Below are 25,270 nucleotides of genomic sequence, written 5' to 3' on the forward strand. Positions count from 1 at the left end.
TGTTTCCAACTATCATTCAATGGTAAAATGCAATTTTCTGTAAATTTTTAACTGAAAAGCCTTACCATCAGGACTTTCTAAGATTTTAATTTCAACTGTGCAACCCTTTTCTTCCGTGGCTTCGTCATTGTCATAGTTTCGCTAATCTATAAACCCTTTTCGTTAATTATGGTAAAAAGTGTACACAAATTTTTATTTGTTCACTATTTTAAAATCTAATTAAACCGATGAAAAACAATTTGTTAAAAATTGCTTCACTGTGTATTGCTCTTGGGTTGGCAGTCACGGCCTGTACAAAAGACCCAGATAATGATTCTGTAACACCAGACGCCCAGTCGGCAGCGGTAGTAGCCGATAACCAGACTATTCAGGACGAATCAGAAGATGTGTACGATTTAGTAGATGATGTAACTTTTTTGCCTTTTGGCGGAAGAAATTTCCGTGAAACCGGAGAAACAGGTGGTGGAGACAAAGGCAAGCATGGCGGACATTTTCCAAGCCTTGGTATCGGCTGGGATAAACCCTGGAGAGGTAGATTTGATAATTGTGCCGATGTAAGCAAAACCGTTGCCAATAATACCATTACTATTGTCTATGACTATACAAGCGTAGCAGATGGTGTATGTAATGACAAAGCGGTGGGTGGAAAAATGACTATTACGATTCCGGTTAAACCCGATTCAGGCTTTACAGGTACACTGACCCGAACAGTGAGTTATGAAAATCTGAAAAGAGATACGCTTGTAATTAATGGTACACACACCATTACTACTACTGTAGCCAGTGGCAAAGCAACAGCAAGTGAGAAGTTAGCCAATATTACCATTACCAACACAAATACTAATAAGGTAATTACTTATACAAGCACTAAAAAACGTGTAATAGATAATAAAGGAACCACTACAAAAGACGATGACGAATCGCAAACCACAGGCACAACCAATGCTAAAGGAAGTGACGGCACCGAATTTACCGCCACTATTACCCAAACATTGATAGTGAAGCATTCATGCAAGGATGCGAGAGGCTTTCCGGTAAGTGGAACTATAGAAATCAAGCCTGTATCAGGCGATACAAAAATTGTCGATTATGGCGATGGTACCTGTGATTTAAAGTACACAGTTACTGTGAATGGCGTAACAGAGGAGAAAGAAAAGACAAAACCAGAAAAAAGGAAAAAAGGTTAGTAATACGTTTAAATATGTCAGAAAGTGTTGCCTGTTTTTGGTAACACTTTTTTTTTGTTCTCATTTTTTTGGGTTATTGGAGGTCAAATCGGTTTTTTTAATGCTGGGAGATAGGAAACATTTTTGCCAGTTTAACGACTATTGCCATCAGTATCTCGTGAAAAACGGGAATCATAAGTGAGCGAAATATTCCCACTTTAGTGCCCGAATCTTAAAAAATAACGTTAGCCTATTTGAATAATTGAGCGTAAAAGGTTGAAAAAATTGGCAGGGCTCTATAAAATTTTTAACTTTACTTCTATTGTGAAAAAGTTAACAATTATGAAAAGCTACGACACAAATAATACTCCAAAATGTAAGTAAAGTGCCAAATAATACAAGAGGTGCGACCGCTGTGGACCGTAAAACTTTCGCATATTTAAGAGGTAGCAGCAAGGCTAAGAAATACCCAACTCTTTAACAAATATTAAATATTACAAATGAAACGACTTTATTATTTAGATAATCTTATGATTTTCTTATCTGTTTTGGTTGTAATCCATCATGTTAGTATTGGTTATGGGACCATGGGCGGCTGGTGCTATGTTACACCAGAAAAACTACCTGGCACAATTCAAATTTTCCTTTCGATGTTAACCGGAATCGAGGCATCATTTTCAATGAGTCTTTTCTTTTTCATTTCTGCTTTTTTAACAATTCCTTCATTAGAGAAAAAAGGGGTGCGAAAATTTATAAAAGCAAGGTTAATTCGCCTGGTTATACCCCTATTATTTGTAATGACTATTCTTGCCCCAAGTATTTTATATTTTATTGAAATCCATAATAGGACCACTCAATTGTCATGGTTGAGTTATGTATTGCAACAAAATGCTAAACCATACACTTCTCATGTATGGTTTATTCTGGTGTTGATAATTTTTGAGTTAGTATATATTTGCTATTGGAAGTTCTTAAAACCTCATTTTTCTATTTCAAAATGTCTATCAGATAATTTACCCAAGCATATAAATATTTTGACGATTATTGTACTATGCAGTGGTCTTACAATATTAGTTCGACATTTTTTTCCACTTGGACAAAATTTTATCGGCATAGAGTTTTCCAATATCACTCCTTACATTTTCATGTATGCCATAGGAATATTAGTATATAGAAAGCACTGGCTTAATGGTCTGTCCAGAAAGGTGGCAATAGTATGGTTTCCAATCTCAATAGTAGCAGCCGCCTACTTTTGCCTGATTATTTATCTTCTTATAAAGCATCCGACTCAAATTGATAAATTTCTGGCACTTAGCTGGGAATCTGTTTCCCTTGCATTGGCACAAACCTTTTTGTGTATGGGTTTCTCTGGTTTTTTTCTTCATCTTTTTGCGAAAAAACTCAACTTCACAAATTTTGCACTAACAATCATGACAGAAAATAGATACGGCGTTTATATTTTCCACTCTGCAGTTGTGGTTAGTGTTACTATTATGCTGGAATCTTTAACACTTAACCCAACTATCAAATATATAATAGCCTGCATTTTAAGTATTGTCTTTTCCTACTTGCTTGTTTGGTTAATTCGTAAAGTTCCTGTAGTGCAGCGAATAATTTGACCATGTAAAGAAAAGACAAAACCAGAAAAAAGGTTAGTAATACGTTTAATATGTTGGAAAGTGTTGCCTGTTTTTGGGGATACTTTTTTTTTTTAATGGGGGGTAATAAACACATCTACAATAAGTTTTCGCATATTTGAGAATAAAAAAAGTAATCATGGGAATATTAGATGGATTATCAGGCTTATTTGGCCGAAAAAATGTGACTCAAAAAGAAGATGTAAAACAAAAAGACAACTTTATCGTCAAAGCCGAACAAAAAGAGGGTTTCAGTGAAATGCGTGTTGGTGAAAATGTTACTAAAACATTAAATCTTGAGCAGGACAGTTTAGATTTTTTGCCTGTTATTCGCAATTTTGAAGAGAATGATATGTTTTGCGAAGTGGTAGTACACGAAAAATTAGGTGATAATATTGGAGCTTTTATAGCGAGAGTAAAGGTTAGACCAAACGGAAATACAGGTATAGACTATGTAATGAAATCTGATTTGGCTGAATATAAAATCACGGAAGACGAAGTTTTGGACATTAGTTCTCGGAATATAAAAAATGCGAAGTTAAAAATTGAGGGGATGAGTGACTCAACAACAGGAGACACAATGATTAGTATTAGTAGTCAGATAGGGCTGGCAACTTGTATTTTATACGATGGAAATTTTATTGATAAACTGAAAGCAGATATTCAAGTTGATGAACTTTATGTTACTATAATAAACTCAGGGACTGTTCTTTTAACAAAGCCAAACAGTTCATTTGAAAAGGATTTTGAAAGAATTGCATTAGAAAATACTTACCATGATGTAGTAACACTTCACTCATCTACCTATTTATGGGTAAATCAGACTTTAAAACTCATTAAAAAATATCGGGATTAGTATTTGCCTTGATACAGAGATTTAGTAAAGGAACCAAAAAAGCACCCTTTCAGGTGCTTTTTGAATTTTTGGAGGTCCCGAGCGGATTCGAACCGCTGTACAAGCTTTTGCAGAGCTCTGCCTAGCCACTCGGCCACAGGACCATTTGGGAGTGCAAAAGTACAAGCATTGTACCAAACTCCAAAAAAAATCTAAAAAAAATGTAAAATTTCTCAGATGCTCTAATCACACGTTTTTAAAGTATTCGTTAAGTACTTGATAAGAAATGGTTTATAAAATATTCTACACGCTAAGGAATTACACATATAGATTTATTTCTAAAAATTTCGCCGACTCTTTCAATACAGTCAACGGCAATTAACCCACATTCACAAAAAATATTTTACCATCATCAATATTTTTTTATTTATCACGCAACCCTTTCAATAGTTTTTTGCATCTTGCTTATGAACGTATGATTTTATGACACGAATTTTATCCTTATTCACTAACGAATACGACCTCGCAAGAGCCGTACAAAGACAAGACTCAAAAGCACAGACTCGTCTTTACGAGAAATTTGCTTCTAAGATGCTTGCCGTATGTAATCGTTATGTGGGAGATAAAATGGAGGCAGAAGATGTGATGATTGAGGGTTTCATGAAGATTTTTGACAAGATAGACCAGTTTACATTTCAGGGAAGTTTTGAGGGGTGGGTCAGAAGAATCATGATTAACGAGGCGTTGATGTATGTACGAAGTAAAAAAATGATAGCTGTTGATTTGGAGTATGCCATTGAAGAGCCAAACGATTCAGCCTTTAGTACAGACCTGGAAGCAGAAGATTTAATGAGATTGATTGACCAGTTACCCGAAGGTTATCGCATGGTTTTTAACCTGTATGCCATTGAAGGGTATAATCATCAGGAAATAGGCGAGTTGTTGGGGATTTCAGAAGGTACTTCTAAATCTCAGTTAAGTAGGGCGAGAACCCTATTACAGAGTAAGTTAATGAAATTAGAAAAGAGTGTCATTTAATATTTCCCGCTCATGGGTGAGCCGACGATTCGGCAGGAGATATGAAAATATCAATAATCAAAATGAAGAAACATCCAATTGACGAACTTTTTGCCAGGAAACTGGCAGAACACCGCCAGGAACCTTCTCAAAAGGCTTTTGAGAAATTTCAGGCACGTTTGCAGGAAAAACAAACCAAACGTCGTGGTGGAGTTTTTGCTATCAACCGTAACTGGGGCTATTATGCAGCCGCAGCAGGGGTGGTAGCTGCCTTGACAATAGGAATTCTATCACAGCACAACCCGGATAATGGAAAGATGGCATACAGCGGGAAACCTACCAATGTTGAAACCGTAGAAAAGCCTGCTGCTCCTGTCAATCAGGATAGTGCACCTGCAATAGCCGGAACAGAAACCGGAAAAAAAGTAAATACTGTTGAGCAAATGCCATCAGCTAAATTGACTAATGACATAGCCATAGCAAAAAGAATACATACACCTGTAAAAACTTCTGCCATAGATGAAACAACATCACCTATAGAAGAATCTACCGATGCTATTGCCCAGAATCAAACGGAAGAAACACAGCATACTTTATTGCAGGCCGAAACACTGACTGGTAAAACGGCTGCTGATGTAGAGACTTTCTCTGATGAAAATTCGTCGATAGCTTCTAAATATAATATCGGAGAAACAGTAGTGGTAGTAATTACACCTATAGCACCGGGAGAAGAAACGCTTACTCAACCTTTAGTTGAAACTGAAAGTTCGGTAGAAGAAAAAGCTGAAAAAGAAAAATCATTCTTGGCAAAACTGTATGGTGAGTACAAGCATTTTAAATATGGTGAAAAAGTAGATTTGAAAGGCATAGGAGTGAAAGATGCTATGGCAAAAGTTGATGAAGGTTTATTTAAAGAAGAGCGTGAAGATGTAAGAGACTTTGTGCAACGCAGAATAGGAAGAATACAAAGAAGAGAATAATAATAGCTATTTGTGGGGCGAACTCCCGGTTCGCCATTAAGTGATAGAGTACAGAAAAGAAAATAGTAATAGAAAAGCCGTTGTAATACGGAAAATAAACGGAAAAAATTAATAGGGAATAATAATGAAAAGATTAGGACTCATCCTCTTGTTACTGTTGGGAGGAATTTCGGTAAAAGCATCTTATAAACAAGATACCACAATTGTAGAGTTTACGGACAGAGGCGTGAAAAAACGTGTAACGGTTTATACTTCAAGCAAAAAGGATTTTGAATTGCCACGTAATCTGAATTTAGAGAACGTGTTGAAGACCATGGGGGTAGATTCGTCAGAACGTAAAAAAGCGTTGATACTCATAGGGCAAGATGGCGCCAAGCAGGATACCATTCTTCTGGTTGCGAGTGATGGAAGAAATATTAAAATTGTAGCCAGAGATGCCCGGGACCAACTGAGCAAAAGAGATACCTTACGCAACGGGAATAATGACCATTGGAGCCGTTCGGATAGAAACGATGATGACGATGATGACAACCGGGACAATGATAGTAAATATGTAAAACCCAAAAAGAAACCCGGTAATAGCAGATTTTTCTCACGTACTGACTTTGGATTTTATCTGGGGCTTAATAACTGGACAAACGGGCCGTCAACTGTGCCTTCGTTGCAAACCTGGGGTTCTCGTTTTATTGCTTTGTCTTTCCAGAGAAATGCTACGTTGGTAAATGGGAAACAGGTTGACTTTGCCTTAACTTATGGACCTGAAATAGCCTGGAATAACTTTATGTTTGAAGGTAATACTTACATTGACCACACTACCGAGCAGGTTGAGTTTCTGGTAGCTAACAAAGGGCTTAAAAGAACCAAGCTGGTAGAAACAAGCCTGAATTTGCCTGTTATGCTGAATTTCGGCTTCGAAGAGGCTAAACTGAAAATAGGCTTGGGGGGTTATATAGGATACCGCATAGGCACTTACCGTAAGCTGAAATATAGCGATAGCAGTAAAAAAGAAATTGATAGAGATAATTATGGGCTGAACGATTTCCGCTATGGTCTTACTGCCGAAATAGGTAAAAGAAGAGGCATTACATTTTTTGGCAGATATGATATGGGAGAACTATTCAAATCAAGCCAGAAGAATGTGGCAGGCCTGCAAGCCTGGACGATAGGGATAAGGTTGTAAAAAAATAAAATCTCAAAAGTGGCAAAAATCCATGATTTTTGCCACTTTTCGTGTGTAAATAGAGAGGTATGAAAAAAAATAAAAAAGAAATTGTTTTTTTTGTGAGTGAATATTTGACAATTAAAAAAAAGAACTTAATTTTGCACTCCCATTCGGAACGTAACGTTCTTTGATAAGAGTTCTGAATGAGACAGGGAAATAATTGGGGGTGTACCAGAGTGGCCAAATGGGGCAGACTGTAAATCTGCTAGCTTACGCTTACGGTGGTTCGAATCCATCCGCCCCCACAATTATTAATCGTGAATTAGCTAATCACGAATTAGTGAATTATCAGCGGGAGTAGCTCATTTGGTAGAGCGATAGCCTTCCAAGCTATAGGTGGCGGGTTCGAGACCCGTCTCCCGCTCAGAAAGCGTTAGATGTTTCAAGATATAAGTGGCGACGGTTCGGTCGTTACCGATTTGAGAATCATCTCTTTCTTTTAGAAAATGCCTTCGTAGCTCAGTGGTAGAGCACTTCCTTGGTAAGGAAGAGGTCGGCAGTTCAATCCTGCTTGAAGGCTCTAGCTTTGCATCGAGCATTTTTTGTTTAAGAAGGGAATTGAATTAAGATATGTTGTAGAAAGGAGTTGTGATTATCTTATTCGGTTTCAGTAGTTTAATTTAGGAGTTTTCTTTCGTAACCAGGAAACTTGACAGGTTCAATCAACAGTTCTGCAGGAAGGCTCATCAAAGTGAATAATTAATTTTGTAATAAATCTAATATTTAGACTTCAATAATCATGGCAAAAGAGAATTTTGACCGTAGTAAACCTCACGTAAACATTGGTACTATTGGTCACGTTGACCACGGTAAGACAACTTTGACAGCTGCTATCACTAAAGTACTTTCAGAGAAAGGATTAGCAGATAAAAGAGATTTCTCATCAATTGATAACGCTCCAGAAGAAAAAGAACGTGGTATCACTATCAATACTGCACACGTAGAATACCAAACAGTAAATCGTCACTATGCTCACGTTGACTGTCCTGGTCACGCTGACTACGTGAAAAACATGGTAACTGGTGCTGCTCAGATGGATGGTGCTATCCTTGTGGTAGCTGCAACTGATGGTCCTATGCCACAAACTCGCGAGCACATCCTTTTGGCTCGTCAGGTAGGTGTACCTCAATTAGTTGTATTCATGAATAAAGTGGATATGGTTGATGATCCAGAGTTATTAGAACTTGTTGAAATGGAAATCCGTGATTTGTTATCATTCTACAAATATGATGGCGATAACATTCCAGTAATTCAAGGTTCAGCTCTTGGTGGATTGAACGGAGAAGCGAAATGGGTTGCAACTATCGAACAATTGATGGATGCAGTAGATTCGTTTATTCCACTTCCAGCTCGTGCAACTGACAAACCATTCTTGATGCCAGTTGAAGACGTGTTCTCAATCACAGGTCGTGGTACTGTAGCAACAGGTCGTATCGAAACAGGTATCATCAACTCTGGTGAGGCTGTTGAAATCTTAGGTATGGGTGCTGAAGGTTTGAAATCAGTTGTAACTGGTGTTGAAATGTTCCGCAAAATCCTTGACCGTGGTGAAGCTGGTGACAACGTAGGTTTATTGTTACGTGGTATTGAGAAAACTGATATCAAACGTGGTATGGTTATCTGTAAACCAGGTTCAGTGAAACCACACGCTCACTTCAAAGCAGAGGTTTACGTATTGAGCAAAGAAGAAGGTGGTCGTCACACGCCATTCTTTAACAAATACCGTCCTCAATTCTATTTCCGTACAACTGACGTAACTGGTGAGATTACTCTTCCAGCAGGTGTGGAAATGGTTATGCCTGGTGATAACATCACTATCGAAGTGAAATTAATCAACGCCATCGCTATGGATAAAGGTCTTCGTTTTGCGATTCGTGAAGGTGGACGTACCGTAGGTGCTGGTCAGGTAACTGAAATCCTTGCTTAATTTTAATTAAGACAGCATATAGAAAAGCACTTCCGCAAGGAAGTGCTTTTTGTTTTTATAAGCTATTTGTCAGAAAATAAATAGTATCCATAGGGGTTCAGACTATTTGTATTGTCTGTTAAAAGAAACAATACAACATATGCTCTACCTTACCGGAATTATCATTACTTTTTTTCTGGCAATTGTGCTGATAAGCAAAAAGAATAAATCAAAAGCTGATACAGTTTTAGCAAGCTGGTTGTGTTGTATCGGCATACATCTGCAATTGTTCTATCTGCACTTTAGCGGTCAATACGTTCATTATTCTTATCTATTAGGGCTTGAAATTCCAATGCCTTTATTGCATGGGCCATTTTTATATCTGTATATAAAGTCAGTAATTTATCCTTCGTCTCGGTCAGGTAAATTCTTTATTCATTTTCTTCCTGCGTTGGTGGCTTATTGTTCTTTAATGCCTTTCCTGCTACTTTCTTCGGAACAAAAAATATTGGTTTATCGCCAGAATGGTTCAGGATTTGAAGCTCAGACAACTATTATTTTTATCTCTGTTATTTTGTCAGGAGTTATCTATCTGATACTTTGCTGGCATTTGCTCAACCGATACAGAAAGAGTTTCAGAAACCATTTTGCATTAATTGAAACCTTGAATATGAAATGGTTATTGTACCTGCTTTATGGTATAGGCATAATATGGCTAGTTGTTATTTTAGGCAATGATGCTTTTACTTTTGCCTCAGTAACAGCTTATGTAATAGTGATAGGTTATGTGGGTATTAAACAGGGAAATGTATTCAGTAATAGTAGCTTATCTTACGCAGCAATCCCGTTTGGTGCTACGCCTATCGTCAAAGAAGTTCAGGAAAAAATAAAGTATGAGAAATCAGCCTTAAAAGAAGAAGAGGCAATAAAGATTCATGCTCAGTTAAAGAGGTTGATGCAAATAGAAAAGCTTTTTAAGAATCCTGAACTGACTTTGGGAGACTTAGCTGAACGGCTTACTATTCATCAGAATACCTTATCGCAAGTAATTAACTCATTTGAACAAAAGCATTTTTATGATTATATCAACGAATTGCGTATTGAAGAATTTAAGGAGATAGCTTTAATAGAGGATAACCAAAAATATACACTTCTTTCTCTGGCTTTTGATTGTGGCTTTAATTCAAAGACTACGTTTAACCGGACTTTCAAGAAATCTACCGGAATTTCTCCTAAAGAGTATCTGGCACAGTCTTCCTTTAAAATAGCTGCATAATTTTAAAATAAATAAGTACCACCTTACAAAATGGGGCGACTGGTACCTTTTCACGGTTCAATTTTGCTGAAAATTTAAAGCAAAAATTATGAATCGAACATTCAGTATTATCTCAGCAACACTTCTGACATTTTTTATCTTCAGTTGCGAAAAAGAACTTTCTATCAATGAAGCAGGCAATCTGGTGCCCAAAACAGTAGAGCAGGATTCTTCTATTCCGTCTATTAAAGTCAATAGTACTCAACTTCACGCAGAAACTTTTGGTAGTCCTACCGACCCTATGCTTGTCATTTTACATGGTGGTCCGGGTAGTGATTATCGCTATCTGTTGAATTGTAAAGCCTTTGCTGACCAAGGCTATTATGTTGTATTTTACGACCAACGAGGCTCCGGTCTATCAAAAAGACACACTAAAAACACCTATTCCATCCAGATTATGTTAGATGATTTGAGTGGTGTTATAGCTCATTATAAAACTTCTGTTACACAAAAAGTATTTCTGTTAGGGCATTCATGGGGTGCTATGTTAGCTACTGCTTATATCAATGCTTATCCAAAGGCTATTAATGGGGCTATTTTAGCCGAACCCGGTGGTTTTATCTGGCAGGATGTTTTAGATTATGTAGGGCGTTCACGCAGTTTCCGATTTACGTCAGAAACCCTCAATGATGCTACTTATTTAGACCAGTTTATTACAGGTAAGCAAGACGAGCAGGCCATTTTAGATTACAAGTTTTCACTGATGGCTTCTGCAGATGAGTCAGCAGAAAGTTCTTTGGGTAATGATGGCCCCTTATCATTCTGGCGAAGCGGTGCGGTAATTCAGGAAGCATTATTTGAGGTAGGGAATAAAGAAAAGCCAGACTGGACTAACAATCTGAAATCTTATACTACCCTGGTACTATTTATCTATAGTGAGCGGAATAAGTCTTATGGCTTAACTTATGCTCAAAAAATATCGTCGGCCTATCCAAATGTCCAACTGGAAAAAATAAATGGTGCAGGGCATGATATGCTTAGTTTCCCGACAGGTTGGAATAATTTTTATCCTATTGCACTCAACTACTTAAACACTCTTTAATATGAAAATTATAACCAAACTAATCATATTTTCTGTATTCATTACCACAAATCTCAGCTATGCTCAAACACTTAACTGGGCAAATTTACAGAAAGAACAGCGACACATAGCAAGTCTTGCTATCGGGTTAGATTATAGCCTGACATTGAGTGTCGGCTATGGTTATCAGTTAAAAACTAACTTTCCTATTGTAGTAGGAGCTGAGTATGCGATGCCATCAGGAAAAAATTTAGGAGATGATTTCAAGACTAAAGTCGGTGGACAAGTCAGGTGGTTCAGGGTAGGGGATTTTCGTTTCAGTACTAAAGTACAAGGAATATTCAGAAGATATGAGAATAACTATGTCAGGCTGAATAATTTCGGGGCTGATTTTTCGGGGGTTATTGGTTATTATAAACCGAAATGGTTTTTAGCGGGAGAGGTGGGTTTTGATAAGGCTATTGTTACGCATTTTAAACATACCGAAGCAATGAAAGAAAACTTTGCGGCAAAAGATGGATGGTATAACCCTGCTACCGGAGGTAATTTTTACTATGGTTTACAATCAGGCTTTAGCTGGCGAAGCCATGATTTAATACTCAAAGCGGGTAAAATAATTACCCAGGATTTTAGAACTACACCATTGTTGCCGTTTTATGCACAGATAGGGTATAATCTGAAGATAAAATAGTGTATTTGATGCCTGTATTTCCACACAACTCCTTTAATAAGCATAGTTTCAGTAATAATTTGTTTTTTTAATTTTTAGCAAATTAGGCAAGGCTTTTGCTATTTTTGTAGAAACAAACCTATTTCATAAACTACCTTTATGGCTAAAAAGAAACCCATTCAGAAAGTAAATACTGCAGCTAAAGAAACGGTTGTCACTCCACAAACCGTTGCTCCAATTAGAATACCTGATTTTTTATCATATAAAAATTCATTCTATATTGTTTTAGCGCTTTTAGCATTGGCTAACTTCTGGGTATTTAAAGATTTTTTACTGGGTAAAAAAGAATTTCTTTTTAAAGATATTGGTAGTGATACACTGAATCAGATTTATGCTTTTGCTAAAATGATTATTGATACCATTGAAAAAGATGGTATTCCGAAATGGTCTTTCCAACAGGGCTTAGGGCAATATGTAGCGCCTTTCAATCTGGGCAATCCGTTTCATTGGCTCATCTATCTGATGGGTGCTAAAAATCTTCCCTATTCAATCGGCCTCATAGAGTTTGTCAAATTCGTGTTATCTGGTTTGTTCTTTTATGCTTATCTGCGGCAACTCTCTTTGAGTGCACTCGCTTGTATCATTGGCGGATTGGTCTATGGTTTATCCGGATTTTTAAGCATCAGTTCAGGATGGTTTAATTTCTTCACCGGCTGGGCGGTTGAATTCAGTTTCTGGTTATTGGCATTAGAACTTATACTAAGAGGAAAGCAATGGTATTATATGCCAATTGCGGTGGCACTTGTGGCAATGGACCAACCGTTTAATTTGTTTCTTATTGGCGAATTTTCACTCATTTATATTGTAGCCTGGTATTTTTTTCAGGAAAATCAGCCTCTGAAAAGCTATCTCACCAATCTGGCAAAAATTGTGGGCTCCGGTATATTAGGTTTGTGTATGGGGGGACTTATGTTAGGTGCCAATCTATATACCATGCTTAACAGCCCCCGTGTATCAGGTGGTTCGTCTTATGTCAGCACACTCACTGGCAGGCCGGTTTTCGAACCTGTAGATGGCTTACAGGCAGGTACTATCGTGTCCAGATTTTTCGGTAATAATATGCTCGGAATCGGTAATAATTACAGAGGCTGGACAAATTATATGGAGGGTCCGACTTTTTATTTGGGACTTTTGGGCTTGCTTTTATTTCCACAGATTTTTATACTTCTGAAAGGCAGATTAAGAAAAACAGCCGGAGTAATAGGTGGTATTGTATTGCTTATTATCCTTTTTCCATTTTTCAGAAATGCTTTCTGGGGCTTCACAGGAGATTATTACCGTATTTTATCGCTATTTATTGGTATTACACTGCTGATTGCCGGACTGTGGGTGATTACAAAAGTTGAAAATGGTGAAAAACTGAATCTGCCACTTTTGGGTGGAACTTATGTTTTATGGATATTATTATTGTCTATCAGCTATACCGAAGACTGGTCAAGTATTATGGTAAATTCAGAGAAAGTAAAAGCCATACTGGTGCTTACCTCTCTGGCTATTATACTTGCCATTTATAATTTCTGGTCAGGAATTGTGCTTAAATATCTGTTGCTTGTAATAACGCTGATAGAAACTACAGGAGTGGTGAGTACAACCTTGAATAAAAGAGATATTATTTCAGCGTCAGAATGGAAAGAGAAAACAGGCTTCAATGATTATTCTCATGAGGCTGTTGCCTATCTGAAAAAAGCTGATGCTTCGTTTTACCGGATAGAAAAAGACTACTCTTCAGGAACTGCTATTCATGTAAGTACTAACGACCCTATGGTACAGGGCTATAATGGCACTACAGTCTATACTGCTTTTAATCATAAAAATCAGGCTGCTTTTATGGCTGGATTAGGTATGCTTGATTTGAAGAGAGAATTTGAAACCCGCTGGATGAGTCAGCTAAGGAATAGACCCTTTTTGTTGGGCCATGTGGGTACTAAATACGTACTTTCGAGAGGGGTAATTCCATACAAGAATTTTGGCTATGATTCTCTGACAAGCATTAATGATATAAGCATTTTTGAGAATCCGAATTATTTGCCTTTCGGGTTTACTTACGATGGTTATATGACAGATACTAATTTTCAGAAATTGTCTTTTCTGCAAAGAGACCTTGCTTTGATGCAGGCTTTTGTAATTAATGATAATGAGAAAGCTACATTCGGTAAACTGAAAGAAGTAAAGGATTCTATCTCTGTATTGACCCTTGAGCAAGTGAAATTATTATCAGATAACAGAAAAAAAGAAACCTTAAAAATTAAATCTTTTTCTAATAACCTTATTGAAGGAGAGTTAGAATTAAGTAGCCCTAAACTGCTTTATTTATCAATTCCTTATGATGAAGGCTGGAAAATTGAAGCTAATAATAAAGCAATCCCGACTATTAAAGTTACCTACGGTATGACAGGCGTAATATTAGATGCCGGAAAATATAATATAGTAATGAAATACGAGCCACCCTATGTGACCACGGGCTTTTGGGCAACCATCATAGGGATTCTGATATATACAGCATTAGTTGTGCTAAGTATGCTACAAAAGAAAAAGCAAGCAACTCTACAGGTATAATAAGACCCATTCCTATCTGGTCTTTATCAAAGACCAGATAGGAATGATGTATTAGATAAACGATTGCCACTAATAGGCTTGGCATCTATCATGATTCCTGAAGTTTTTCAGAAAAGATAGATGGATTATAGTATCTGAAATAGAAGCCTGATAAATTGAAATTGTATAATTTGTGTGCATCTCGGAATAAGAAAAGCAAATAAATAGTATATTTAAAATCAATAATATTGACTAATCTGATTTGTCCCTTTTTAATAATCGCTGTTACCAATTGCTACCCTTTATGATTCAAAAAATGCTGTTTCTACCTAATGTTTTATTCGTTTTATCAATTTCTTTTTCAGCCTTTTCACAGCTACCATCTTATGTGCCAGCCAATGGATTAGTAGGTTATTGGGGATTTAATGGCAATGCCAATGACGATAGTGGAAACAGTAATAACGGAATACCCTCAGATGTAACTTTAACCTCCGACAGATTTGGTAATACCAATAGTGCGTATCAGTTTAATGGATCAAACAGTAGAATTGATGTTAATAATGCCTTTTTTAATATAGGCTGGAACTCATTCACTATTTCGTGCTGGACATACTCCACAAGTTTTCTGAACCCTAATAACTATAACGATAGCCAGGTGATTCTTAATACCGACCCGCACAATGGGATTGCTATTACATTATATGGGCAGAACAATCCTTTCAGACAAGAATTTGATGATAAATATGTTTTTCTGGCAGGCTCAGACCCCGGCTCTAAAGGCTGGGATATTGTTGAATATACTGGTTATTCAAATGCAACAAGAACCATTAATACATGGAACCATGTGGTATTAGTAAAGAACGGAACGAATTATGATTTCTATATCAATGGTGTTTTAGATAAGACAGTAATAGGAAATAACAAAGCCACACACTATTACTGCAAAATAGTTTTTGGTGGCGAAGCCTCTTACATACCTGCTGAAGTTTTTCTTGGAAAATTAGATGATTATGGTATCTGGAACAGAGCCCTTTCTGCTGTAGAAATCGCTAATTTATATAATTCTACTCCTTGTATAAATCAACTGACACTTGCCAGCCCTATTGATGATTTATCGATTGGTGAGCATGTAAAAGCAGGCATAGAAATAAAAGCTACTAACAAAGTGACAGGCTCTGCAAAATTAAACCTTACTGCCAGAGCAATGGAAATGAATCCGGGCTTTAGTGTGAACAATGGCTCGGTACTCTCTACATCAGTAAGCGCAGTAATTGGTGGTTGTAATTAACAGGCCAGTACGCTTGCAGCACTTTGATTGTATTTTTAAACCGGCTAAAAAATTAATCACCTTTATTAACATTAACAATGAAACATCTATTGGGACTACTGCTACTAATTATGTTAGGAAGCTCTTTTGCTATGGCACAAAATACTACTGTTTTGGTAACACCAAATACCAATGCCCCTACTAATGGAGTACATCTTGGGCATAATGTAGGCCAGAATATGTCGTCTGACAGCTCGGTAATGATTGGCTCGGGTGCAGGCCAAAACAGTTCTTTTTCCAGAAGTAGTGTCTATATAGGCGCAGATGCCGGAAAGTATTCTACTTTTGAAAAAAACGTGTTTATCGGAAGAGCGTCAGGAGAAAACAATACGGCTGATGAAAATACTTTTATGGGCTTCTGGGCAGGTAGAAAAAATTCAGGAGGACGATATAACCTGATTGTAGGTTCACAGGCAGGGTACTATAATACAACCGGACGACAAAACGTATTTTTAGGCCATGTAACAGGTTATAGAAATACCATAGGCGAAGACAATACTTTTGTAGGTCGTTCGGCTGGATTTGATAATACAAGCGGCTCAGGGAATACATTTATTGGTACTTATGCAGGCGGTTTCTGCTGGACAAGCTGTAATATATGGACTGAAAGTACCAATGTTACGGGTAACTATAATGTAATGATTGGCTATAAAGCGATTCCTACCGTAACAGGTCTTACCAATGCCATTGCTATCGGCAGTAATGCCAAGGTGTCAACCAGCAATAGTATGGTTTTAGGTGGTACAGGACAATATGGCCTCAATGTCGGGATTGGTACACAATCTCCGACCGCTAAGCTGGAAATCGTAAGTGATGCCCCTAATACCTCCGGCTTAAAACTCAGCAATTTAACCTATAGTTCTCCTTTAAGTCCTATATCCGACAAAGTGCTGTCAGTTGACAATAATGGTAATGTGATTCTTGTAGCCAATCCCACTAATTACCTATCTGGTCCGGTAGGAATAGGTGTGCTACCTGCTCAGGATTATACACTATCTGTTTGTGGCAGAGCACGTGTCAGCGATTTGGTAGCAGACCCTAAATGGTGCGATTATGTATTTGAGAAAGACTATAAACTAATGCCTATTAGTCAATTAGAGGCTTATGTGAAGCAAAACAAGCATCTGCCCGAAATACCAACTACAAAAGAAGTAGAAGAAAACGGGGTTGCATTAGGTGAAATGACATCGAAATTATTATTAAAAGTAGAAGAACTAACACTTTATATGATACAACAGGAAAAAAGAATAAAAGAGTTAGAAATGCAGTTAGTTGCTAAAAATGGAAAAGTGAAACTGAAAAAATAAGTACACTTCGAACACGAAACAAAAGCTATTCATCTGAATTATTTGAGTGGCTTTTGTTTGTTTTAAATACATGGCCTTTAACCTAAATTTAATGCAGAATTAAAAAAAAACGGTAGAAAAATGGTTAATTTGCATAAAACTTACTAAACCATGTCCGTTAAAAAAAGTGCTGCCACCTCTTTTATTCTCATTACAGTTTTGATTGATTCCATAGGCTTCGGTGTTATTATTCCGGTTGTACCCAGATTAATTTCAGAATTAGCACATGTTGATATTAGTGGTGCTGCAAGCTATGGCGGCTGGCTGGGTGCGGCTTATGCCGTAATGCAGTTTCTTTTTTCTCCGGTTATGGGTGGATTGAGTGACCAGTATGGGCGTCGTCCGGTATTACTTGCCTCACTCTTTGGTTTTGGTCTCGACTATTTGCTTTTAGTTTTTGCTCCCACTATCGGGTGGCTGTTTGTGGGTCGGTTAATTGCCGGGGTTATGGGCGCGAGTTTTACTACGGCTGCCGCTTATATGGCCGACATTAGTACCCCTGACAAAAGAGCGCAGAATTTTGGTATGATTGGCGCAGCTTTTGGCTTAGGCTTTATCATTGGCCCAAGTATCGGAGGTTTTGTAAGTCATTATGGTACGAGAGTTCCGTTTATGGTTGCAGGAGGCTTAACCATATTGAACTGGTTATATGGATATTTTGTATTGCCGGAATCTCTTAGTATAGAAAACCGCAGAAAGTTTAATTGGAAGCGTGCTAATCCAATAGGGGCTCTTAAAAATCTTCGTAGGTTTCCTATGATAATGGGGTTGGTTGCAGCCTTATTTCTGGTATATATTTCAAGTTTTTCTACGCAGGGAACCTGGGCCTATTACACAAAAGAGCAATTTGGCTGGTCTGATGAGCAGGTTGGTTATTCTTTGACTTTTGTTGGGGTTATGATTGCCTTCGTTCAGGGATACCTGACCCGGATTCTGATTCCCAAATTAGGGATAAAAAAATCTATATATGTCGGTTTTGCATTTTCAATTCTGGGTTCATTGGCATACGCTTTTGCCAATGAGGGCTGGATGGTCTATGCTATCATGGTGCCGTTTGCTTTAGGAGGTTTGGCAGGGCCGTCTATGCAGGGAATTATTTCAGGGCAGGTGCCTGCTAATGAGCAAGGTGAATTACAAGGCTCTTTAACAAGCCTTAATAGTGTAGCTACTATTATTGGTCCTGTGCTGATGGCAAGTTTGTTTGCTAAATTTACAGCGAAAGATGCACCTGTCTATTTTCCAGGAGTTCCGTTTCTGGCTTCGGTAATATTATCTACTATTAGTCTTTTATTGGTTATCAGAACTTTGCGTAAGCATACCACAAAAGTAGAACAGGCAGAGGTTAAACACTCAGATATTTCATAAGCATATCGTAGCGTTCCTGCTCAATACTATCAACAGGCTCGTGGGCATAAGCACCTTCAACCATATAACCGAAGCGTTCGAGGGTTGCTACGATTGAAGAAATATTCTGGCGGTTAATTTTTAGCGTAAGTTTTGAATTTTCTTCGCCTGTATATTGGTTTCCTGAAAAATAACTACTCAGAATCTTGGCATTGTCAGATTCTATCAAACGGCTGATTTCTGCTAAAGAATAGTCTCTGTTTTTAATAGCAATTACTAATACAGCTCCAGGCTCTTGTATGCCCAAGAGTTCGCCAAATCTGTTATAAAGTTCGCCGGCTGTAATATTACCGACAAAAATTTCTTCTTCATCTACCACCGCCAGTAGTTGTAGGTGGTATTTAGAGATAAGTCCTAATACTTCGTATATATGCTGGTAATCGAAAATGTACACGCCTGAATATTGAGGCATTATCTCAGAAATCAATAAGTCTTCGTCATAATTCAACAATATATCTTCGCTTATAATACCTACGTATTTTTCATTATCGACAACCACCAATTGTCCAATACGATTCTCTTCCATCCAGTTCAAAGCTTCACCAACAGTGTCGCTTAGTTTCAAAATAGGTAATTCGTGGTTGATAATTTGAGTAGCTGTCATTTGTGTTTTTTATTTTATAATATATTTCTAAAGCTATCCGAAGAAATATCCATAAAAAATTATGCCAAGACTTCTTCCTGAATTTTATCAAGGAATCTGGCAAGGTAGTGGTTAAACTCTTCGGGTCGCTCCATCATGGGGGCATGGCAACATTTGTCAATAAAATACAGTTCCGAATTCTCTAATAAACGGTTGAACTCAAAACCTACATGAGGCGGTGTAATGGTATCATTAAGCCCCCATATTAAGCATGTCTGTACTTTTATATTAGGTATTTCTTTAGCCATATTGTGGCGTTGAGCCGACTTGGCTATCTGTACAATATTCATACATTTCGGAATACTCGAAGTAATCTCAAAGCACTCGTCAATCAGTTCTTTAGTAGCTGTTTTTGGATCATAAAAAGTATAGGCTACACGCTCACGGATATAATCATAACTCCCACGTTTCGGAAACGATCCACCCATTGTATTTTCAAATAAACCCGAACTTCCGGTTAAGATTAAGGCTTTAACTGTATCCTGATGTGCCAGCGTATATAATAAACCTACATGGCCGCCTAACGAATTACCCAATAAAATAATATCTTTTAATTGCTTGAAAGCAATGAATCTTTCTATAAATGCCTGCAAGCCTTCTAAACTTGCTTCACGCATGGGCATATCATAAATAGGCATTACAGGAATAACAATCCTGCAACGGTGTTTGAATCCTTCAATCACGTCGTCGAAATTACTTAATGCACCAAATAAGCCATGTAAGATAAGTAATGTATCACCACTACCTTCATCAATGTATTTAAACTCTCCTTCCTGTTGTACCTGATAATTCATTCTGTTTTTTTTCGAAAATTCTATTTAAGATTTAGTATGTTCTGACAAAGGTGTAATTAAGAAATAGGTCTATATTTGTGTTTTATAAGACAAAATAGTAGTTTAAAATTGAATTTTCAAAACTTTTATAGTAAAAACGAAAAACAGACATTAAAAGTTTATGAATGACTTTTCAACGGTGATTATCGGCGGTGGAATTTCGGGATTGACCTGTGCCAGGTATCTGAATGATAAAGGAATGAGCTTCGTAATGATAGAAAGTTCAGATGCATTGGGTGGAAAAGTACGGACAGATATAGTAGATGGTTTCAGACTTGACAGAGGCTTTCAGGTACTTTTAACTAACTATGCCGAAGCACGTAAAATACTAAATTACAGTAACTTAGACCTGAAATATTTTGAACCGGGAGCTTTGATAAAAGCTAAGAAAGGATTTACTAAACTCGAAAATCCTTTCAAAAGCAAAGGTGCTTCTTTGTCTATGGCTTTTTCGCCTGTCGGTTCCTGGAGTGACAGATTAAAAATTAATAAATTTGGTAAATATGTTTCAGAGATACCGGATGATGAGCTATTCGGTATGGATGATATGGCAACTATCAGCTTTCTGAAAAGCTATGGGTGGAGCAAAGAAATCATTCAACAGTTTTTCATGCCATTTTTTGGATGGGCTTTTCTTGACAATACCCTTCATACCTCAAGTAATCTGTTTCATTTTCTGTTCAAACAATTTTTTAAAGGTGAGGTAGCTATTCCTGCCGCAGGCATGCAGGCTATACCTGAACAAATGGCAGAACAGATTTCAAAAGAAAAAATCAGGTTGAATACACTTGTCAAGGGTATAGAAGGCAATCGGGTTTTTCTGGATGGGGGAGAAGTACTGACTACTGATAGAATCGTTATAGCCTCCGACCCCTATACGGCTTCCGGTCTTTTGGGTGAAAATGCAACGTTTGATTACTATATTAATACCTGTACTTATTTTTCGGCAGAATATTCGCCTTTAAAAGGACAGAAATTTCTAACTTTAAATCCCGACAGTAAAGGTCTCGTGCATAGCTTATGTGTACCCACCGATATTTCACCTGCTTATGGAATAGCCGGGAAAGCCCTGATTTCAGTAAGTACTCAGGGCTTGGAGAAGATTGATGAACGAAACCACATTAGCCGCATCAAACGTGAACTATATGATTGGTTTGGTGCACAGGTCAATGTCTGGAAACATCTGCGTACTTATCATATACCCGAAGCATCAGTCAGGTTTCCGGCAGGTACAAAAAAACAAGTACTGAAATTAGATGAGAACCTGTATCGTTGTGGCGACTATCTGGCTTATCCCTCATTAAATGCAGCCATGCAAACGGGTAGGGAAGTGGCAGAGATGATTAGTGAGATTTGAAATTCCCTTGCATCAAATTTCACCGACTGAAGTCGGTGGCTAAAGTAACAAAGGAGCTTTTAGCAACGTAAAGCGGACCGGGCGTCGGTCGCTTAAGTCCGCATCACAATTAAAATTATTCCTTTGTTTTCTTAGACGGCGACTTTAGTCGCTGTTATTTTAAGAGGTTAAAAACTATTCAAAACCTACCAATATTTATGAAAGCAATTCTTACCTCTCTATTTATATGTCTGACAGTTGCTGTTCAGGCTCAACAAAAATACCTGACACTTTCAAAAGAAGTGCTACATGATAAAATAAAAGGTGGTTGGGCAGGTCAGACTATCGGTGTTACTTTCGGTGGGCCGATGGAGTTTCGTTACAATGGTACAATCATTAACGAATACCAGCCTATTCCGTGGTATGATGGTTATCTGAAGAAAACCATGCTTGAAAACCCCGGTCTGTATGATGATTTATATATGGACCTAACCTTTGTAGATATTATTGAAAAAGAAGGACTGGATGCTCCGGTTGAGTCTCATGCCAAAGCCTATGCCAATGCAGGCTATGCCCTATGGCATGCCAATCAGGCTGGACGCTACAATATATTACATAATATTATGCCGCCGCAATCGGGGCATTGGTTACATAATCCTCATGCTGATTGTATCGACTATCAGATTGAATGTGATTTTGCAGGACTGATGTCGCCCGGAATGCCCAATACTGCCTCTAAGATTTCGGATAAAATCGGACATATCATGAACTATGGCGATGGTTGGTATGGCGGTGTTTTCTTGGGTGCCTGCTACACATTGGCTTTCACTTCTAACAACATTGAATATATAATTAATGAAGCTTTGAAAACAATTCCGAAGCAAAGTGAGTATTATAAATGTATAGCCGATGTAATTAAGTATTACAAATTATACCCAACCGACTGGAAAAAGACCTGGTTTGCCCTACAGGAAAGATGGTCAGAAGATATTGGTTGCCCGGATGGCGTATTTACACCGTTTAATATAGATGCCAAACTTAATTCGGCTTATGTAGTATTGGGGCTATTATATGGTAAAGGAGATTTTACTAAAACCATAGAAATAACCACCCGTTGCGGACAAGATGCTGACTGTAATCCATCATCGGCCTGTGGTATTTTAGGAACCATGCTTGGTTACTCAAAAATACCTGCTTATTGGAAAATAGGTCTGACAGAAGCAGAAGATATTGATTTTAAATACACCACTATCTCATTAAATAAGGTATATGAAATAGGATTGAAACATGCCTTGCAGAATATCGAACGAAATGGCGGCAAAGTTTCGGGCGATAAAGTGAGTATTCTGACTCAAAAACCTGAGTTAGTTCGCTGGGAACAAAGTTTTGAAAAAACATATCCTGTTGACAAGATATTTATCTATAAAAGTGTAAAAGATGAATATAGTTTTGATTTTGAAGGTACAGGAGTAGTAATTAAAGGAGTAGCTGAAAAAAAAGAGAAAGAAACCAAAGATATTGTGCTGAATACTGAAGTATACATAGACGACAAACTGATTGAAACAGTAGAAATGCCTACCGATTTCAGGACACGTCGCCACGAAATATTCTGGAATTATCAGTTGCCAAAGGGAAAACATAAAGTAAAAGTAAAACTGCTAAATCCTTCGGTTCAACATGATTTAAGACTAAACGATGTAATTGTATATAACGAACAGCCCAATAGCGAAGGCAATCAGACCATTTACCGATTCGGTCAACCAAAGAAAATTAAACCCTGAAAGATAAATAGTGTCTAAGAAAATGGAATAAAGAAAATTACGTTAATTGGAAAACATAATTAATCAGACAACGCATGAAAAAATCAATTATCAGTATTATCGCATTTGCAGTTTCGGTAAGTTTTGCATTTGCTCAAACCGCACAAGATGTACTCAATAAATATATAGAGGTTACAGGTGGGAAATCTCTTTGGGATGGTGTGAATACTTATTCAATGAAACAGAGCTATAAGAGTGGTGCCGCTTCTGACTATGATATGGATATTAAAGCCTCATTTGCTGATGGTTCTATGTCTAAAGCAAAAACTATTCTGAAAAGAACTTTCATTTATGGTATTAAAGGAAATGAAGGCTGGCTGAAAGTACCACTTGGAAGTGGTGATAAAAATACGCAATACGAAACCAAAGACCTGAGTGCAAAAGAACAGGAAAATATGCGCAGAGAGATAAGAGAAGTAGTTTTGCCTTTCTGGGATTTTCAGAAGAAAGGTTATGTAGCTACACTAGTTGGCTCTGAAACCCTGAACGGGAAAAAGGTAAATCATGTAGAATTGAGTGGGAAAGGCGTAAAATATAATTTGTACTTTGATGAAGGCACAGGCTTATTAAATAGAAGAAAGTTAACTTTAGCCAGTGGTGAAGTAATCACAGAAGATTATACAAATTATGCAACTTCTCCTTACGGAATCAAATACCCATCAGAATCAACTTATACCAGTACGGCTGATAAACGGACTGTGAAAGTAACAACGAATATCGTATTTAATGATAATATATCTGCCTCAGCTTTTGCCAGATAAGCAAGCAAAGATTAGCCCGACTCTGTAGTCGGGCTTTTTTTATGCCGTCATTTTAGTTTCTTCTTTGTTTTTGCCCGTTTCTTTAGGTATTTTAAGTGACTTAGATTTTTCCTGATGTTTCTGAGTCGCTTCCTCAATTGAATGGGAAATAAAAGCATCATCTTCCTTTTCAGCTAGGTCTGCTAGTTTCCTATAAAAAGCTTTAGCTTTTTCTAATTCCTCTTCCGTTAAGTCTTCTATGTCAATAAGTCTGTTACTGGCTTTATCACTTGAAGCTATCAATTCATTCAGTTTAAGTTGAAGTGCAACTGTATCTTTATTTTGAGATTGCTGAATGATAAACACCATCAGAAAGGTAATAATAGTGGTACCTGTATTAATAACCAACTGCCATGTATCAGAAAAATTAAACAATGGGCCTGATAATGCCCATATGATAATAACAAGAAAAGCACTTACAAAGGCATAGGGACTACCTGTAGCCTTAGTTACTTTTTTGGAGAATTGGTCAAAGAGACCAAGTAGTCCTTTTTTCTTCCTTTTCATTGTAAAAAGATTTGAGTCTATATAATTGATTGTAGCTGTTTGTTTATATGTATACTATAGGTATATAAAAAAACTGTTCCACCTTGTTTTCGGGTAGTATTGGGGCAATATTGGCGTTAATCCCTATAAGTAATTATACTCATGTATATATAGGTAAAAGGATTGTAGTTGGATAATATCAAGAAAGTATATAAACATTCAAAAGGTTTAGAAATGTAAACAGCTAATAGTAAAGGAAGTAGGGGAAAGGGCTATGAAAACTTTTAGAAAGGGTCTTGACAAAGGCAAAAAAGTGGCGTACCTTTGCAGTCCCAAAAATGAGAGACACACCGAGCGTTACATAGCAGGAGCATAGTAAAAAGGTGATAATCAGAAAATTAAGGGAATCTCAAAAATAAAGTTTAAAATTAATTTGGAGTTGTAGAAATAAGTTCAGAATTTTGCACCCCAATTGATTGAGAGAGTAAGGAAAGAGAGTTGAAGAGAAAGCATGAGGGGAAAATAAAAATCGAAAAAAATTAGGAGTTGTAAAAATAAGTTCAGAATTTTGCACCCCGATTGATTGAGAGAGTAAGAGAAGTAAAAGAAAGAGGAGTTACAAAGAGCGACTGAGGAGATAAGGAGAGTGAAAAAAAATATGAAAAAATATTTTTTTAAATTCAAAAAGAGTCGTAACTTTGCAGTCCGTTTCGCTTAATAAAAAAGAAGGAGAACGGAAAAAGTAGACAGGATAAAGTAATTAAAAGTAAAACAGTAAAACGGGTTAAGTTGTTCAAAAAGAGTTTTAATTTTTTTTAGGAGCTTAGTTTTAGTTTTAACGAGTCGGAAGGTTTTAGGACTGGATGAATAAAGTTCATTAACTTGTTGAGAATGCAAATGCGAGACCAAAG

The 25,270-nt window shown here is 37.3% G+C and carries 20 protein-coding genes and 4 tRNA genes; 20 read left to right on the forward strand and 4 right to left on the reverse strand.

The features are described 5' to 3' along the window. Positions 1-227 precede the first annotated feature (227 nt). The 3 genes from EWM59_RS21450 (at position 228) to EWM59_RS21460 (ending at position 3,659) form a co-directional block, all read left to right on the forward strand. Positions 228-1,187, forward strand: coding sequence for a hypothetical protein (locus EWM59_RS21450; RefSeq protein ID WP_130023307.1), 960 nt, complete (start codon positions 228-230; stop codon positions 1,185-1,187). 479 nt (positions 1,188-1,666) lie between these two features. Next, entirely contained in the window at positions 1,667-2,785 is a 1,119-nt protein-coding gene (locus EWM59_RS21455; RefSeq protein ID WP_130023308.1) for an acyltransferase family protein, read from the forward strand. A gap of 157 nt (positions 2,786-2,942) precedes the next feature. Further along, on the forward strand, positions 2,943-3,659 hold the full coding sequence (locus EWM59_RS21460; protein WP_130023309.1) for a hypothetical protein: 717 nt from the start codon (positions 2,943-2,945) through the stop codon (positions 3,657-3,659). Positions 3,660-3,728: 69 nt separating this feature from the next. Here EWM59_RS21460 and EWM59_RS21465 read toward each other — a convergent pair. Then, positions 3,729-3,802, reverse strand: a tRNA-Cys gene (locus EWM59_RS21465). A 319-nt stretch (positions 3,803-4,121) separates the two neighbouring features. On the opposite strand from EWM59_RS21465, the gene EWM59_RS21470 reads away from it, so the two are divergent. From EWM59_RS21470 to EWM59_RS21535, 14 genes are all read left to right on the forward strand, one after another. Beyond that, the gene (locus tag EWM59_RS21470) at positions 4,122-4,676 is read left to right on the forward strand and encodes an RNA polymerase sigma factor (protein ID WP_130023310.1); all 555 of its coding nucleotides are present in this window, start codon (positions 4,122-4,124) and stop codon (positions 4,674-4,676) included. Between the two features lie 62 nt (positions 4,677-4,738). Next, on the forward strand, positions 4,739-5,635 hold the full coding sequence (locus tag EWM59_RS21475) for a hypothetical protein (RefSeq protein ID WP_130023311.1): 897 nt from the start codon (positions 4,739-4,741) through the stop codon (positions 5,633-5,635). A gap of 124 nt (positions 5,636-5,759) precedes the next feature. Next, positions 5,760-6,815: an outer membrane beta-barrel protein gene (locus EWM59_RS21480; protein ID WP_130023312.1), complete on the forward strand. Its 1,056-nt coding sequence runs from the start codon at positions 5,760-5,762 to the stop codon at positions 6,813-6,815. A 204-nt stretch (positions 6,816-7,019) separates the two neighbouring features. Next, positions 7,020-7,102: transfer RNA gene (locus tag EWM59_RS21485), tRNA-Tyr, on the forward strand. A gap of 46 nt (positions 7,103-7,148) precedes the next feature. Continuing rightward, positions 7,149-7,221: transfer RNA gene (locus tag EWM59_RS21490), tRNA-Gly, on the forward strand. A gap of 84 nt (positions 7,222-7,305) precedes the next feature. Continuing rightward, a tRNA-Thr gene (locus EWM59_RS21495) sits at positions 7,306-7,377 on the forward strand. Positions 7,378-7,596: 219 nt separating this feature from the next. After that, a complete protein-coding gene (gene tuf, locus EWM59_RS21500; RefSeq protein ID WP_130023313.1) occupies positions 7,597-8,784 on the forward strand; it encodes an elongation factor Tu in 1,188 nt (395 codons plus the stop codon). 139 nt (positions 8,785-8,923) lie between these two features. Continuing rightward, positions 8,924-10,039: a helix-turn-helix domain-containing protein gene (locus EWM59_RS21505; protein ID WP_130023314.1), complete on the forward strand. Its 1,116-nt coding sequence runs from the start codon at positions 8,924-8,926 to the stop codon at positions 10,037-10,039. An 88-nt stretch (positions 10,040-10,127) separates the two neighbouring features. Next, complete coding sequence (locus tag EWM59_RS21510; RefSeq protein WP_130023315.1) at positions 10,128-11,120, forward strand: alpha/beta fold hydrolase; 993 nt, start codon at positions 10,128-10,130, stop codon at positions 11,118-11,120. Position 11,121: 1 nt separating this feature from the next. Further along, the gene (locus tag EWM59_RS21515) at positions 11,122-11,790 is read left to right on the forward strand and encodes a hypothetical protein (protein WP_130023316.1); all 669 of its coding nucleotides are present in this window, start codon (positions 11,122-11,124) and stop codon (positions 11,788-11,790) included. A 138-nt stretch (positions 11,791-11,928) separates the two neighbouring features. Next, positions 11,929-14,385, forward strand: a complete 2,457-nt coding sequence (locus EWM59_RS21520) for a YfhO family protein (protein WP_130023317.1) — start codon at positions 11,929-11,931, stop codon at positions 14,383-14,385. 283 nt (positions 14,386-14,668) lie between these two features. Continuing rightward, complete coding sequence (locus EWM59_RS21525) at positions 14,669-15,652, forward strand: LamG domain-containing protein (RefSeq protein ID WP_130023318.1); 984 nt, start codon at positions 14,669-14,671, stop codon at positions 15,650-15,652. Positions 15,653-15,729: 77 nt separating this feature from the next. Next, positions 15,730-16,998, forward strand: a complete 1,269-nt coding sequence (locus tag EWM59_RS21530; protein WP_130023319.1) for a hypothetical protein — start codon at positions 15,730-15,732, stop codon at positions 16,996-16,998. Positions 16,999-17,148: 150 nt separating this feature from the next. Further along, entirely contained in the window at positions 17,149-18,402 is a 1,254-nt protein-coding gene (locus EWM59_RS21535; protein WP_130023320.1) for a TCR/Tet family MFS transporter, read from the forward strand. Here the strand turns inward: EWM59_RS21535 and EWM59_RS21540 are convergent. Both EWM59_RS21540 and EWM59_RS21545 read right to left on the reverse strand, forming a co-directional pair. Continuing rightward, positions 18,380-19,045, reverse strand: a complete 666-nt coding sequence (locus EWM59_RS21540; protein ID WP_130023321.1) for a CBS domain-containing protein — start codon at positions 19,043-19,045, stop codon at positions 18,380-18,382. The genes EWM59_RS21535 and EWM59_RS21540 overlap by 23 nt on opposite strands. 59 nt (positions 19,046-19,104) lie before the next feature. Further along, positions 19,105-19,878, reverse strand: a complete 774-nt coding sequence (locus EWM59_RS21545) for an alpha/beta fold hydrolase (RefSeq protein ID WP_130023322.1) — start codon at positions 19,876-19,878, stop codon at positions 19,105-19,107. Between the two features lie 160 nt (positions 19,879-20,038). On the opposite strand from EWM59_RS21545, the gene EWM59_RS21550 reads away from it, so the two are divergent. From EWM59_RS21550 to EWM59_RS21560, 3 genes are all read left to right on the forward strand, one after another. Next, positions 20,039-21,274 (forward strand): NAD(P)/FAD-dependent oxidoreductase, encoded by a 1,236-nt coding sequence (locus EWM59_RS21550; protein ID WP_130023323.1) that lies wholly within the window; start codon positions 20,039-20,041, stop codon positions 21,272-21,274. Between the two features lie 197 nt (positions 21,275-21,471). Continuing rightward, the gene (locus tag EWM59_RS21555) at positions 21,472-23,034 is read left to right on the forward strand and encodes an ADP-ribosylglycohydrolase family protein (protein ID WP_130023324.1); all 1,563 of its coding nucleotides are present in this window, start codon (positions 21,472-21,474) and stop codon (positions 23,032-23,034) included. Positions 23,035-23,108: 74 nt separating this feature from the next. Next, a complete protein-coding gene (locus EWM59_RS21560) occupies positions 23,109-23,834 on the forward strand; it encodes a hypothetical protein (protein WP_130023325.1) in 726 nt (241 codons plus the stop codon). 39 nt (positions 23,835-23,873) lie between these two features. On the opposite strand, the gene EWM59_RS21565 is transcribed toward EWM59_RS21560, so the two are convergent. Further along, positions 23,874-24,380 (reverse strand): low affinity iron permease family protein, encoded by a 507-nt coding sequence (locus tag EWM59_RS21565; protein ID WP_130023326.1) that lies wholly within the window; start codon positions 24,378-24,380, stop codon positions 23,874-23,876. Between the last annotated feature and the right edge of the window lie 890 nt (positions 24,381-25,270).

The sequence above is a fragment of the Emticicia agri genome, assembly GCF_004168285.1.
Taxonomy (GTDB): domain Bacteria; phylum Bacteroidota; class Bacteroidia; order Cytophagales; family Spirosomataceae; genus Emticicia; species Emticicia agri.

Excerpts from the sequence above, each read along its gene's own strand:
- EWM59_RS21515 (WP_130023316.1), top strand. The coding sequence starts at position 11,122 with ATGAAAATTATAACCAAACTAATCATATTTTCTGTATTCATTACCACA.
- EWM59_RS21560 (WP_130023325.1), top strand. The coding sequence starts at position 23,109 with ATGAAAAAATCAATTATCAGTATTATCGCATTTGCAGTTTCGGTAAGT.
- EWM59_RS21545 (WP_130023322.1), bottom strand. The coding sequence starts at position 19,878 with ATGAATTATCAGGTACAACAGGAAGGAGAGTTTAAATACATTGATGAA.
- tuf (WP_130023313.1), top strand. The coding sequence starts at position 7,597 with ATGGCAAAAGAGAATTTTGACCGTAGTAAACCTCACGTAAACATTGGT.
- EWM59_RS21460 (WP_130023309.1), top strand. The coding sequence starts at position 2,943 with ATGGGAATATTAGATGGATTATCAGGCTTATTTGGCCGAAAAAATGTG.
- EWM59_RS21450 (WP_130023307.1), top strand. The coding sequence starts at position 228 with ATGAAAAACAATTTGTTAAAAATTGCTTCACTGTGTATTGCTCTTGGG.
- EWM59_RS21535 (WP_130023320.1), top strand. The coding sequence starts at position 17,149 with ATGTCCGTTAAAAAAAGTGCTGCCACCTCTTTTATTCTCATTACAGTT.
- EWM59_RS21480 (WP_130023312.1), top strand. The coding sequence starts at position 5,760 with ATGAAAAGATTAGGACTCATCCTCTTGTTACTGTTGGGAGGAATTTCG.
- EWM59_RS21530 (WP_130023319.1), top strand. The coding sequence starts at position 15,730 with ATGAAACATCTATTGGGACTACTGCTACTAATTATGTTAGGAAGCTCT.
- EWM59_RS21540 (WP_130023321.1), bottom strand. The coding sequence starts at position 19,045 with ATGACAGCTACTCAAATTATCAACCACGAATTACCTATTTTGAAACTA.
- EWM59_RS21470 (WP_130023310.1), top strand. The coding sequence starts at position 4,122 with ATGACACGAATTTTATCCTTATTCACTAACGAATACGACCTCGCAAGA.
- EWM59_RS21555 (WP_130023324.1), top strand. The coding sequence starts at position 21,472 with ATGAAAGCAATTCTTACCTCTCTATTTATATGTCTGACAGTTGCTGTT.
- EWM59_RS21520 (WP_130023317.1), top strand. The coding sequence starts at position 11,929 with ATGGCTAAAAAGAAACCCATTCAGAAAGTAAATACTGCAGCTAAAGAA.
- EWM59_RS21510 (WP_130023315.1), top strand. The coding sequence starts at position 10,128 with ATGAATCGAACATTCAGTATTATCTCAGCAACACTTCTGACATTTTTT.
- EWM59_RS21455 (WP_130023308.1), top strand. The coding sequence starts at position 1,667 with ATGAAACGACTTTATTATTTAGATAATCTTATGATTTTCTTATCTGTT.
- EWM59_RS21475 (WP_130023311.1), top strand. The coding sequence starts at position 4,739 with ATGAAGAAACATCCAATTGACGAACTTTTTGCCAGGAAACTGGCAGAA.
- EWM59_RS21505 (WP_130023314.1), top strand. The coding sequence starts at position 8,924 with ATGCTCTACCTTACCGGAATTATCATTACTTTTTTTCTGGCAATTGTG.
- EWM59_RS21525 (WP_130023318.1), top strand. The coding sequence starts at position 14,669 with ATGATTCAAAAAATGCTGTTTCTACCTAATGTTTTATTCGTTTTATCA.
- EWM59_RS21565 (WP_130023326.1), bottom strand. The coding sequence starts at position 24,380 with ATGAAAAGGAAGAAAAAAGGACTACTTGGTCTCTTTGACCAATTCTCC.
- EWM59_RS21550 (WP_130023323.1), top strand. The coding sequence starts at position 20,039 with ATGAATGACTTTTCAACGGTGATTATCGGCGGTGGAATTTCGGGATTG.